This is a genomic window from Mesobacterium hydrothermale, assembly GCF_035818635.1.
Taxonomy (GTDB): Bacteria; Pseudomonadota; Alphaproteobacteria; order Rhodobacterales; family Rhodobacteraceae; genus Mesobacterium_A; species Mesobacterium_A hydrothermale.
In genome coordinates this window covers 38,591-49,449 of record NZ_JAYLLH010000030.1, presented here as the reverse complement: position 1 = coordinate 49,449, position 10,859 = coordinate 38,591, and the positions used below count along the sequence as shown (strand labels likewise).

Below are 10,859 nucleotides of genomic sequence, written 5' to 3'. Positions count from 1 at the left end.
GCATCAGCATGACTCGCACGGCCAGCACCAAATGGGAATCCCAATTCGGACTCGTTTGTCGCGATCAATCCACTAGACGGGGCGCATCCCCTTGTGCGGGGGCGGTTTCCGGCTCACCTTGCGGCCATGGAATGGCGTGACACCGGTATCCTTCTGTCGACCCGCAAACACGGCGAATCCGCCGCGATCATCGAGGTATTCAGCCCGGAACATGGCCGTCACGCCGGGGTGGTGCGTGGGGGCACCAGCCGCAAGATCGCACCGATTTTGCAGCCGGGCGCACAGCTGGACCTGACATGGCGGGCGCGGCTTGAGGATCACATCGGCACCTTCACCGTCGAATTGCAGCGTGCCCGTGCCGGGGCGATCCTGTCCGACAGGCTGGCCTTGGCGGGGCTGAGTGCGGTGGTGGCCCTTCTGGCGTTCTGCTTGCCCGAGCGCGAATCGCATCCCGCACTTTACCGGCGCAGCGAAACGCTGCTGGACCTGCTGCCGCAGACCGACCTGTGGCCGCTGGCCTATTTGCGCTGGGAACAGGCATTGCTCGAGGAGATGGGCTTTGGCCTGGACCTGACGGAATGTGCGGTCACGGGTGCGACCGAGGGGTTGGCGTTCGTGTCGCCCCGCACCGGGCGGGCGGTGACCCGCGCAGGGGCGGGTCCGTGGGCAGATCAGTTGCTACCGCTGCCGCCCTGCCTGCTGGGCCAGGGGGATGCGCCAGATGCCGAGATCCTGACTGCGCTGGGGACGACCGGCCATTTTCTTCAACACCAGCTTGCACCGCAGTTGCGCGGGCAACCGCTGCCTGCCGCGCGTGGCCGGTTCCTGGATGCGATTGCCCGGCGGATCGCGGCACGCTAGGCCGCTGATGATGCGGGCCATCTTCCCTGTCCCGTCAATCCGCGCTAGAGGTGGCGCATGCGCTGGACCATACCAAATATCCTGACAGTCATACGGCTGCTTGCCGCGCCTGGCGTCGCGGTGATGTTCCTGTATTTCAGCCGTCCGCTTGCGGATTGGTGCGCGTTGCTGTTGTTCGTGACCGCCGCCGTGACCGACTGGTTCGATGGCTATCTTGCGCGGGCTTGGAAACAACAGACCAAACTGGGCACCATGCTGGACCCGATCGCCGACAAGGCGATGGTGGTGATCGCGCTGATGGTGATCGTTGGCTATTCGTCGATGTCGCCCTGGTTGGTGTTGCCCGCGACCTTCATTCTGTTCCGGGAGGTGTTCGTGTCTGGCCTGCGCGAATTCCTTGGCGACACCGCAGGTACGCTGAAGGTGACAAAGCTGGCGAAGTGGAAAACCACCGCGCAGATGATCGCCATTGCCGTGCTGTTCGCGCAGGGTATTTTCGAACACTTCCTGGGCATGTCGACCTTCGGGATGAGCCCGGAGATCATCCAGGCCATCATCTCGGGGCAGGAGGAAGACCTGCACGGGTTGTGGTGGAAAGAGGCCGGGATGGTCTGGACCGGAATCGGCGGGCTGGTGCTTTTGTGGATTGCCGCCGTGCTGACGCTGATCACCGGGTGGGATTATTTCCGCAAGGCGACGCCCTATCTGAAAGGATGACCATGGATGTTCTGTATTTTGCCTGGGTGCGCGAACGCATCGGGCTGCCGCGTGAAACCGTGGAGACCGGCGCAACCACTGTGTCGGAGCTGGTCGCGGAACTGCGCGCGCGCGAGGACCGCTATGCCGCCGCCTTTGCCGATCTGTCGGCGTTGCGCGTAGCGGTGGACCAGGAACTGACCGATTTCGATGCCCCCCTTGCCGGAGCGCGTGAAGTGGCGTTCTTTCCGCCGATGACCGGGGGCTGAGCCATGCGCATCGCGGTTCAGGAGGCGGATTTCGACATCGGCGCAGAGGTGGCCGCGTTTGCGCACGGGCGCCGTGACATGGGCGCAATCGTGACCTTCACCGGCGTGGTGCGGGACCTGGCCACCGGCGACCTGACGGCGATGGAGATCGAGCATTACCCCGGGATGACCGAAAAAGCGATTGCCGGTATCGCGGCCAAAGCCGCCGAACGCTGGTCTTTGGGTGATGTTCTGGTGATCCACCGGCACGGCCGGTTGGCGCCAGGGGATCGCATCATGATGGTGGCCACGGCCGCACCGCATCGCAAGGACGCATTCGAGGCAGCGGAATACCTGATGGACTACCTCAAGTCCCGTGCGCCGTTCTGGAAAAAGGAACTGAGCGCCGCCGGGGCTGACTGGGTCGTGGCCAAAGACGAAGACGAGGACGCGCTGGACCGCTGGTAAGCGGAGCGCAGCCTCGGCTGCGCGCAGGGTTTGCCCGGGCCTGTGGCCCGGGCGGGTTCGGGGGCGCTGCCCCCCTGGGCGGCTGCGCCGCCATCCCCCCGAGGTATTTGTGAAGCCAAAGACATATGGGGCTGGCCCCGGGTCAGCAGGCAGGGCTCGGGCCTGCGGGTCAGGCCAGGTGATCCACAATCATCAGATGCTGCGCCAACACGTCGATTTCGCCCATCCATTGAGCGATGAGTTTCGGATCGCTGGGCGCGGCGGAGACGCCGACCGGTATGGCCCGGGTCATCGCGGCCTCGACCGCCAGGGACACCGGCACCGACACGAGGCGCGCCATCGCGGTGCCGCGGGCATCGCCCCAGGCGTCCATGACATAGGTTTTGTGCCAGACGGGTACGCCATCGCGCCTCGCTTCGAGCGACACACAGAGGACCACGCGGTCGGGGTCGTCTTCGCCATAGGCGTTGTCGGCCCAGAGCCGTTCTGACAGCGCCTTGAGGTCGGCATCAGACAGGGTTTCGACCTGGTCGAAGATCCCGGTCCAGGCATCTGCCCAGCCGTTCAGCCGCAGGGTGCCGCGCACGAAGGTTTCGATCTTCCACGTCGGATCGAAGTGATATTCCTCGATGAAGGGCAGGCTGTCGCGGTTGGGATAGACCTCGAAGGTTTCCGGGGCGGGCAGCGGCGCGCTGTAGTGGCTGATTGCGTCCCAGGGGCGTTTCACGTCCAGTTCGGTGAAATGGCGAATGGATTTCGACGGTGAGCGCAGCGCCTTGAGCACGCCCAGCGGCGACCAGCTGAACTTGTAGCGGAAGGCGTTGGGATGTTTCGGGATGCCGCCACAATAGGACAGGAAGGACAGGGCGTTGTCGGCGTCGCAGGCGTTGGACGCGCGATAATCGGCCACAAGGTGATGCGCCATCAGGTGGTCGATGCCCGGGTCCAGCCCGACCTCGTTGATCAGGCAGACGCCCGCCAGTTGGGCCTTGGCGTGCAGGCGGCGCATTTCCGGCGAAATGTAGGAGGAGGACACGAAATGCGCGGCCTTGGAGATCGCCAGTTCCGCCAGCGGGACGTGCCAGTCGCCCGGCAGCATCGACACGATCACGTCGCCGGACTGGACCTCGGCGCTGAGCGCGTCGAAGTCGAATTCCTGGATGCGCTGGGTCAGGTCGCCGACCGCGTCCTGGGCTTTTTCGATGGTCCGGTTCCAGACCGTGATCTCGTGACCGGCCTGGATCAGGCGGCGAAGTCCGGGAACGGCCGACAGGCCGGTGCCACACCAGTGGATCGTCATGAGCGCACCTTTGAGCTGTGAATGAGGAAATCGGAATGGGCCCGCGCCCAGACGTCCGCGTCAAGATCTGTCAGCGTCAGGAGCGAGGGGAGAAGCTGGGCCGCGAAATCTTCCGAGGATTCGCGGGGCAGCAAGGACGGCAGGTTGTCGATGGCAGTCACGTCGAGCACCGGGTCGTCGTGCACGCGCAGAGCGGGTTCGGCCCAGTCGGTGGTGCGGTCATAAACCTTGATCGGGGAAAAATCGCTGTCGGGGTCGCAGGCGATATCGCCGATCACCGACAGGGCGCGGGGATCAGTTTTCGCGCTGGCGGGCACGAAGACCGGCGTGCCGGGGCGCGCCAGGATGCAGTTGAAGAAGATGTCGTGTTGCAGCACTTCGGGGAAGGGGCCACCACGGGCGGTTTCGGCCATGTCCCAGCGGGTGGGGTCAATGCCCATCGCGGTGCACAGGTCCGCGGCGCCGGTGCCCACGCGGCCGAGCGCGCCGATGATCAGCGCGGTGGGGCGTTTGCCGGTGGCGTCGAGATCGGCGGTCAGCGCGGCGCGCAGGGCGTCGGAATCCTTGTAGGTGCTGACCGGTCCGCAGATGCCGCCCGCTTGCTGTGCGGCCCAGCATTTCAGCGCGACCGCCGCACCGGCGTATCCCGCCCAATAGCCGAAGGCCGCGACCCTGCGGCCGGCTTCGTCGACCAGGTATTCCAGATCATAGAGCGTGCCGCCGCCCGCCACGAACCGCGCCAAAAGGCGCTGGCCTGCGGGTTGGCCCTTGTAGGCATGGCCGAACATGATGTGGCGGTGCGGCAGCGGGGTGCCGTCCTCGGGCAGTTCCTTCAGGCCAAAGATGATCGCGTCGGCAGGGGCCTTGGGCCAGCTGTTCTGCGGTGCGATTTCGGCGCCCGCTTCGGCATAGCCGTCGATCGGGATGGCGCGCACGTCGCTGTGTTCGACCGTGACACAGATACCGGCCTTGATCAGCGCGGCGACGCCGTCGGGCGTAACGCCCACGCGTTCTTCGTTCGGGCGCTGTTCGGCGCGCACCCACAGATGCACCATGGCGGGACTCCTTTTTGGGCGCCACGCTAGTGCAGTTTCAAACCGGCTTAAAGGTGCGTTTGTGCGTGACGGCGTTCGATCGTGTCGAGGTGCGGCAGCGCGTTGAACTGGGTCAGAGCAAGCCCGGCGGGCAGCCGCGTCCAGCGGTGGACCGAGGTGTTCTGGATCGCGAGGCAGGCGTGGGTCATGGCCTGCAGGTCCAACCCCATTGTCACCCGCATCGCCATGCCGATCAGACCGCCCGAGGTCACCACCAGCGCCGGTCCGTGACCATCGGCGATTTCGGTCAGAGCCGCGCGCACGCGGGTCTCGAACGTGGCAAAAGTTTCGGGGATATCGGTCAGCCGGTCTTCCTGCCAGGTGCGGAACATCAGCGGCAGATGCGTCAGGAATTCCTCACGGTCCTTGGGGATCGGCACGCCGTGCTGGGCCTGCATCGCTTGGGCCATGGTGAAATAGGCCAGCTCGTTCAGGCGAGGATCCTGCACCGGCTCTGCCCCGATGCCCATCGACTGCGCGGTTTCCACGTGGCGGCGCAGGGTACCGGAATAGACCCGCGCAAAGCGTTCGCCCGAGGTCCGAAAATAGTCCCCCAGCCAGGCCGCCTGCTGATGTCCAAGTTCGCTCAGCCGGTCATAGTCGTCCTCGGTTCGGGCGTTGGAATTTGCCTGGCCGTGACGGATGAGCGTGATCTGCGACATGGGGGGCTCCTTTTTTCGGATGCATAGGCAGGCGGTCCTGAAAAGGCCAGTGAAGAAAAAAATTTGATCCCGGTGATCCAACCCGGGGCGCCGCCCGTAGAACACATATGTTCGAAGTATGCGCCCCTGACCCGTCCTGTGACGTTGCGCCCGTTGCCACCGTGCGGTCGATGCGCGATGCCAGGGGCATGACTGGGGCTGGAAAGACAGTGGATCGTTCGAACGAAGACAAAGCTGGCGTGCAGATGGTGGCATTGATCCGCCGGATTCGCGACGAGCGTGACGAGGACGCCTTCGTCGCGCTGTTCAACCATTATGCGCCGCGGGTGAAGGCGTTCCTGATGCGATCAGGGGCGGATTCGGCGCTTGCCGAGGAATGCGCGCAAGAGGTGATGGCGACGGTATGGCACAAGGCGCACCTGTTCGACCCGTCCCGCGCCAGCGTGGCGACCTGGGTGTTCACCATCGCCCGCAACCGCAAGATCGACGCCCTGCGCAAGCAGCGGCGACCAGAACCAGAAGACCTGCCCTGGGGTCCGGAGGCCGAGCCTGATCAGGCCGACGTCCTGGAGTTCCAGCAGGAAAGCAAGAAACTGGGGCAGGCGATTGCGAGCCTGCCCGACAAGCAGAGGGAGCTGATCGAAAAAGCCTATTTCGGGGATCTGTCGCATAGCGAAATCGCCGAACAGACCGGCCTGCCCCTCGGCACGATCAAATCCCGCATCCGGCTCGCGTTGGACCGCCTGCGCCACGCGATGAAGTGAGTGAAGACCATGACGATTAAACACCACCTGACCGACGCGCTGCTGATGGGGTATTCCTCGGGCAGCCTTCCCGAGGCGTTCAACCTGATCGTCGCGGCACATCTTTCCCTGTGCGACGAATGTCGCGCCCACCTGGCAAGCTTTGATGCCGTGGGTGGCGAGGTTCTGGAAGGCACGAGCGCCACACCGGTGTCTGACAGCTGCCTTGATGGCGCGATGGCACTGATCCGAGGCGCGACCCCTGTCGAACCCGCCCCCGTGCGCCCCCGTGACAAGACGCTGCCTGCGCCGGTGCTGGATTATGTCGGCGGGTCGCTCGACAACGTGAAATGGCGTTCTGCCGGGATGGGCGTGAAACAGGCGATTTTGCCAACCTCGCCCGAGGCCAGCGCGCGGCTTCTATATATCCCTGCCGGTGTGGCGGTGCCGGACCACGGCCACAATGGCCTGGAACTGACCTTGGTACTGCAAGGGGCCTTTGCAGATGAAGAGGGCTATTTTGCGCGCGGCGATATCGAAGTGGCCGACGAGGAGGTCGAGCACCTGCCGGTTGCCGATATTTCCGAGGATTGCATCTGCCTTGCGGTCACCGACGCGCCGCTGCGGTTCAAGGGCTTGCTGCCCCGGCTTGCGCAGCCGTTCCTGAAAATCTGAGTGTGTGTAAGTGGTGTCGGAAGGGCGGATCAAACCGCCCTTCTTTTTATGTCACGACGACACTTGTTCACGCAGGATTGATGCGGTCAGCGACACCATCAGGTAAATGCCCGCAAAGATCATGAACGCCAGGATCGTATTTTCGAACTTGCGCGGATAGCTGGGGTCTTCGGACGCAACGGGGACGACAGACGTTGTCAGGTAACGCGCTTGGCTGTCGGCATCGCGCCGTGCGGTTTCCAGCCGTTCCAGCGCCGCCTTCAACATCAGGTCCCGGGTGGCTAGGTCGGCTTGTGCCAACTGAATTTGCACCGCAAGTTCGGCCAGCGAATCCGATCCGGAGGACGCATTCGTCATCTGTCCGTTCAGATCGGCCAGCAGGTTTTCCAATCGGCGAATGTCGCCACGCACGCCGTCGACCTTGGCTTCGTTCGGGCGACGGTTGTCCAGCAGCGCGGCCAGTTCCAGCCGCTTTTCCTGCAACTGCACTTCGATGTTGTTGATCTGTCCGCGCAGGGTTGTGATCCGACCCTCGGGGTCCACGATTGCGCCTTCCTGCTGCAGGCGCACCAGTTTTTCCTGTGCATCGAAGCGGGCGTTCTGCGCCGCGATCAGGCCTTCTTCGGCGTCCGACACCGCGTTCGACCGTTTGCGAAGCGACAGGTTGTCGACCCGATCCTCGGCATAGCCGATCAGGGCGCGGGAAAATTCCGCTGCGGTTTCCGGGTCGGCGGCGATAACCTCCATCTTGATCACCCCTTCTGTCGGGTCATAGGCGATCTCGACGTTGCGCTTGTAGACCTTGTAGGCCTCTTCGTTCGACGGAGAGTCTGACAGCCGCTGGATGGGGTCGATACCGGGCTGGCTGAAATGCGCCTTGAATCCTTCGTCTTCGTCCAGTCGCAGCATGGCGTCCTTGGATTGCAGGTAGGATTGCACTGCGATGGCATCTTGGTTGGTGGCGAACTGGGTGCCCGACAGCAGGCTGGGCATGGCACCGCCGCCATCGTTCTTCAGGATCAGGAATTCTGAATCGGTGGCATACATCGGCGTCGCCACGACATAAAAATAGTAGCCGGCCAGGATCGTCGGCAAAAACACGAAGAACGCCAGCCGCGTCATCAGCAGCGCCATCTTCTTGCGGCGGCGCTTCGCGATATCCTTTTGGATGCGGGTGATCTCTGCCGCGCGGCGTTCTGCGGGGTTTTCGTCCGGTTCAAGTGACAGCTGGGTCGACGGAAGCTGCGCCGTCTGGATCGTCTGCGGCAGTTGGACCCGGCCCGGCTGTGGTGGCTGCGGCGGTTGCTGTGCAGCACTCTCCTGCGTCGCCTGGGGCACCACCAGTTCCAGCGTCGCGGTGCGCTGGAACGGGTCGATCCCCTTGGCGCGCAACAGCCGGACGGCGTCGAAATCCGATGTTGGTGCCAGCCCGTGTTTCTGGGCCACGCGCCGCGCCATGCGCAGCTGGCGACCAGTCAGCCCTTCACGCCGGATCGAATCGATATCGGTTTCGGTCTCGACCTCCCGGGCCGATGTCACTTCGCCGGACTGGGCGGTTGCCTCGGTATCCGCGCGGTCGCTGGTTTCCAACCGCAACGGCGCGCGCGGGATGTCTTCGGTGGCGTCCGCATCGGGTATATCTGCCGCCGCGGAAGAGCTGGTGGCGGTTCGGCGGATGCGAAACTTCTTAGCTTTGGGTTTCGTAGTCATAGAGCTGTTTCGCTTCTTCCAGTGTTTCGAACATATGCAGCCGTCCATCCATCAAAACCGCCGCCTTGCGGGCGAATTTCTGCAGGATTTCCGGCTGGTGCGACACGATGATGATCGTCGTGCTGCGCAGTCTTTCGGCCAGGATATCCCCGGCCTTGCGGTTGAATTCCACGTCGGTCGAATTCGGCATGCCTTCGTCGATCAGATACATATCGAAATCCAGCGCCAGCATCAGCGAGAACGAGAACCGCGCCCGCATCCCCGAGGAATAGGTCCCGACCGGCTGGTCGAAATATTCGCCCAGTCCGCACAGCCAGCGGCAGAACGCTTCGACGTAGTCCGGGTCCAGACCGTAAAGCCGCGCGATGAAACGGGCGTTTTCGCGGGCCGAGATCTTGGTGACGATGCCCCCCATGAAGCCCAGCGGAAACGATACCCGGCACCCGCGCCGGATTTCGCCCTCGTCGGGCTTTTCCAGCCCGGCCATCATGCGGATCATCGTGGTCTTGCCGGTGCCGTTGGGGGCGAGGATACCCAAGGATTCCCCCAGGTCGACGCGGAACGACGCACGGTCAAGGATCACCTTGCGCTGGGTTCCTGTCCAGAAGGACTTGCTGACATTGTCGAACTCTAGCATCCGCTGGCCCTGAAACTGCTCCGGTCCTCAATCACGCGAGGCCGCGTTGGCTTGGTTTATGCGGCAATTTTGTCCTCATTATGGCTGCAGCGGGAAACAAAAAACAGTGATTGTTCGGCTTTGTCGTTCAATCGCGCCGCAATGGCGGGCGCAATCCCTCTTGCCGGGCGCAAGGATTTGCGAAACCTTGGCCGCCAAGGGAGGATTTTCATGATACAAAACCGTTTCGACGGCCAATGCGCTGTTGTCACCGGCGGCGGCTCTGGGATCGGCGAGGCGATTGCCCGCCGGCTTGCCTCGGAAGGGGCGCACGTCACGATCTGGGACATCAGCCCGGCGGCGCTGGACCGGGTCACGCAGCAGGCGGGGATCAGCGGCCGGCAGATCGACGTCACCGACCCCAAGGCCGTTTCCGCCGCGATGCAGGCCGACGCCGACGCGATGGGCGGGCTGGATATCGTGGTGTGTTCGGCAGGGATCACCGGGCCGAACCTGACCACCTGGGACTACCCGGTAGAGGATTGGCACCGGGTCATGGACCTGAACCTGAACGGCGTTTTCTATTGCAACCGGGCCGCCGCGCCGATCCTGAAGGATCGCGGCTATGGCCGGATCATCAATATCGCGTCGATCGCCGGGAAAGAGGGCAACCCCAACGCCCCGGCCTATTCCACGTCCAAGGCGGCGGTCATCGGGCTGACGAAATCTCTGGGCAAGGAACTGGCCGGCACGCGGGTCACGGTGAATGCCGTCGCCCCCGCCGTGGTCGAAACCGCGATTCTCGACCAGATGACGCCAGAATTCATCGCCTACATGAAATCAAAAATCCCGATGGGCCGGTTCGGCACCACCGACGAAATCGCCTCGATGGTGTGCTGGATGGCGTCGAAAGAGGCCAGTTTCACCACCGGCGCGGTGTTTGACCAGTCCGGCGGCCGGGCGACTTACTGAAAAGGACAGACCATTAGACTTGAAGGAAAAACCGCCATCGTCACCGGCGGGGGGTCAGGCTTCGGCGCGGGCATCGTGCGCAAGTTCGCCGCCGAAGGCGCGCGCGTCATGGTGGCCGACATCAACGCAGATGCCGCCGCCGCCATCGCGGCAGAGGTGGGCGGCCTTGCCCAGACCGTCAACGTCGCCGATGGCGACAGCGTCAACGCCATGGCCTTTGCCGCGCTCGACCAGATGGGCCATGTCGACATCCTGGTCAACAACGCCGGCATCACCCATCTGCCCGCGCTGATGGAAACGGTGACCGAGGACGATTTCGACCGGGTCTTCGCGGTCAACTGCAAGTCGGTCTTCCTGACCGCGCGGGCACTGGTACCGCATTTCAAATCGCGCAAGACCGGTGCGATCCTGAACATTGCCTCTACCGCCGGGGTATCGCCGCGACCCAGGCTGAACTGGTACAATGCGTCCAAGGGCTGGATGATCACCGCCACCCGCGCCATGGCCGTCGAACTCGCGCCCGAAGGCGTGCGGGTCAACGCGCTGAACCCGGTGGCGGGGGAAACGCCGCTTCTGGCCAGCTTCATGGGCGAGGATACGCCGGAAATGCGGGCGAAATTCCTGTCCACCATTCCCATCGGGCGGTTTTCCACACCCGAGGATTTGGGCAACGCCGCCTGTTTCCTGTGTTCGGACGAGGCCAGCATGATCACCGGCGTCGCGATGGAAGTGGACGGCGGTCGCTGTATCTGATTGCATGTGCCCTCCGCGGCCACCGCCCGGGGGGCACATTGGAAATCTGTAATCTCTGGCA

13 protein-coding genes are annotated in these 10,859 nt (G+C 63.7%); 8 read left to right on the top strand and 5 right to left on the bottom strand.

All coding sequences use genetic code 11. The features are described 5' to 3' along the window. The first annotated feature begins 126 nt into the window (after positions 1-126). From recO to VK792_RS16360, 4 genes are read left to right on the top strand one after another with little or no spacing between them, the layout of a single operon-like run. Entirely contained in the window at positions 127-861 is a 735-nt protein-coding gene (recO, locus tag VK792_RS16375) for a DNA repair protein RecO (RefSeq protein ID WP_326298942.1), read from the top strand. 57 nt (positions 862-918) lie between these two features. Further along, complete coding sequence (gene pgsA, locus VK792_RS16370; protein WP_326298941.1) at positions 919-1,578, top strand: CDP-diacylglycerol--glycerol-3-phosphate 3-phosphatidyltransferase; 660 nt, start codon at positions 919-921, stop codon at positions 1,576-1,578. A 2-nt stretch (positions 1,579-1,580) separates the two neighbouring features. Beyond that, positions 1,581-1,826 carry a molybdopterin converting factor subunit 1 gene (gene moaD, locus VK792_RS16365; RefSeq protein ID WP_326298940.1) on the top strand — a complete coding sequence of 82 codons (246 nt, stop codon included), beginning with the start codon at positions 1,581-1,583 and terminating at the stop codon, positions 1,824-1,826. Positions 1,827-1,829: 3 nt separating this feature from the next. Then, a complete protein-coding gene (locus tag VK792_RS16360; RefSeq protein WP_326298939.1) occupies positions 1,830-2,273 on the top strand; it encodes a molybdenum cofactor biosynthesis protein MoaE in 444 nt (147 codons plus the stop codon). A 169-nt stretch (positions 2,274-2,442) separates the two neighbouring features. Here the strand turns inward: VK792_RS16360 and VK792_RS16355 are convergent, their stop codons facing one another. From VK792_RS16355 to VK792_RS16345, 3 genes are read right to left on the bottom strand one after another with little or no spacing between them, the layout of a single operon-like run. After that, positions 2,443-3,573, bottom strand: coding sequence for a saccharopine dehydrogenase family protein (locus VK792_RS16355; protein ID WP_326298938.1), 1,131 nt, complete (start codon positions 3,571-3,573; stop codon positions 2,443-2,445). Next, positions 3,570-4,628, bottom strand: a complete 1,059-nt coding sequence (locus VK792_RS16350; protein WP_326298937.1) for a saccharopine dehydrogenase — start codon at positions 4,626-4,628, stop codon at positions 3,570-3,572. Before VK792_RS16350 ends, VK792_RS16355 begins: the two co-directional genes overlap by 4 nt. Positions 4,629-4,675: 47 nt before the next feature. Next, entirely contained in the window at positions 4,676-5,329 is a 654-nt protein-coding gene (locus VK792_RS16345; protein ID WP_326298936.1) for a histidine phosphatase family protein, read from the bottom strand. A gap of 245 nt (positions 5,330-5,574) precedes the next feature. Here VK792_RS16345 and VK792_RS16340 point away from each other — a divergent pair, with 245 nt between their 5' ends. Then, positions 5,575-6,093, top strand: coding sequence for a sigma-70 family RNA polymerase sigma factor (locus VK792_RS16340; protein ID WP_326298944.1), 519 nt, complete (start codon positions 5,575-5,577; stop codon positions 6,091-6,093). Between the two features lie 9 nt (positions 6,094-6,102). Beyond that, positions 6,103-6,747 (top strand): ChrR family anti-sigma-E factor, encoded by a 645-nt coding sequence (locus tag VK792_RS16335; RefSeq protein ID WP_326298935.1) that lies wholly within the window; start codon positions 6,103-6,105, stop codon positions 6,745-6,747. Positions 6,748-6,798: 51 nt separating this feature from the next. On the opposite strand, the gene VK792_RS16330 is transcribed toward VK792_RS16335, so the two are convergent. Further along, positions 6,799-8,457, bottom strand: coding sequence for a KpsE/RkpR family capsule polysaccharide export protein (locus VK792_RS16330; RefSeq protein WP_326298934.1), 1,659 nt, complete (start codon positions 8,455-8,457; stop codon positions 6,799-6,801). Next, on the bottom strand, positions 8,435-9,094 hold the full coding sequence (locus tag VK792_RS16325; protein ID WP_326298933.1) for an ABC transporter ATP-binding protein: 660 nt from the start codon (positions 9,092-9,094) through the stop codon (positions 8,435-8,437). Before VK792_RS16325 ends, VK792_RS16330 begins: the two co-directional genes overlap by 23 nt. Before the next feature lie 210 nt (positions 9,095-9,304). Between VK792_RS16325 and VK792_RS16320 the strand changes: the two genes are divergently transcribed. Beyond that, a complete protein-coding gene (locus VK792_RS16320) occupies positions 9,305-10,045 on the top strand; it encodes an SDR family NAD(P)-dependent oxidoreductase (RefSeq protein ID WP_326298932.1) in 741 nt (246 codons plus the stop codon). Positions 10,046-10,057: 12 nt separating this feature from the next. Continuing rightward, positions 10,058-10,798: a glucose 1-dehydrogenase gene (locus VK792_RS16315; RefSeq protein ID WP_326298943.1), complete on the top strand. Its 741-nt coding sequence runs from the start codon at positions 10,058-10,060 to the stop codon at positions 10,796-10,798. The last annotated feature ends 61 nt before the right edge of the window (positions 10,799-10,859 follow it).

Excerpts from the sequence above, each read along its gene's own strand:
- recO (WP_326298942.1), top strand. The coding sequence starts at position 127 with ATGGAATGGCGTGACACCGGTATCCTTCTGTCGACCCGCAAACACGGC.
- VK792_RS16320 (WP_326298932.1), top strand. The coding sequence starts at position 9,305 with ATGATACAAAACCGTTTCGACGGCCAATGCGCTGTTGTCACCGGCGGC.
- VK792_RS16345 (WP_326298936.1), bottom strand. The coding sequence starts at position 5,329 with ATGTCGCAGATCACGCTCATCCGTCACGGCCAGGCAAATTCCAACGCC.
- VK792_RS16350 (WP_326298937.1), bottom strand. The coding sequence starts at position 4,628 with ATGGTGCATCTGTGGGTGCGCGCCGAACAGCGCCCGAACGAAGAACGC.
- VK792_RS16325 (WP_326298933.1), bottom strand. The coding sequence starts at position 9,094 with ATGCTAGAGTTCGACAATGTCAGCAAGTCCTTCTGGACAGGAACCCAG.
- VK792_RS16360 (WP_326298939.1), top strand. The coding sequence starts at position 1,830 with ATGCGCATCGCGGTTCAGGAGGCGGATTTCGACATCGGCGCAGAGGTG.
- VK792_RS16340 (WP_326298944.1), top strand. The coding sequence starts at position 5,575 with ATGGTGGCATTGATCCGCCGGATTCGCGACGAGCGTGACGAGGACGCC.
- VK792_RS16330 (WP_326298934.1), bottom strand. The coding sequence starts at position 8,457 with ATGACTACGAAACCCAAAGCTAAGAAGTTTCGCATCCGCCGAACCGCC.
- pgsA (WP_326298941.1), top strand. The coding sequence starts at position 919 with ATGCGCTGGACCATACCAAATATCCTGACAGTCATACGGCTGCTTGCC.
- moaD (WP_326298940.1), top strand. The coding sequence starts at position 1,581 with ATGGATGTTCTGTATTTTGCCTGGGTGCGCGAACGCATCGGGCTGCCG.
- VK792_RS16335 (WP_326298935.1), top strand. The coding sequence starts at position 6,103 with ATGACGATTAAACACCACCTGACCGACGCGCTGCTGATGGGGTATTCC.
- VK792_RS16355 (WP_326298938.1), bottom strand. The coding sequence starts at position 3,573 with ATGACGATCCACTGGTGTGGCACCGGCCTGTCGGCCGTTCCCGGACTT.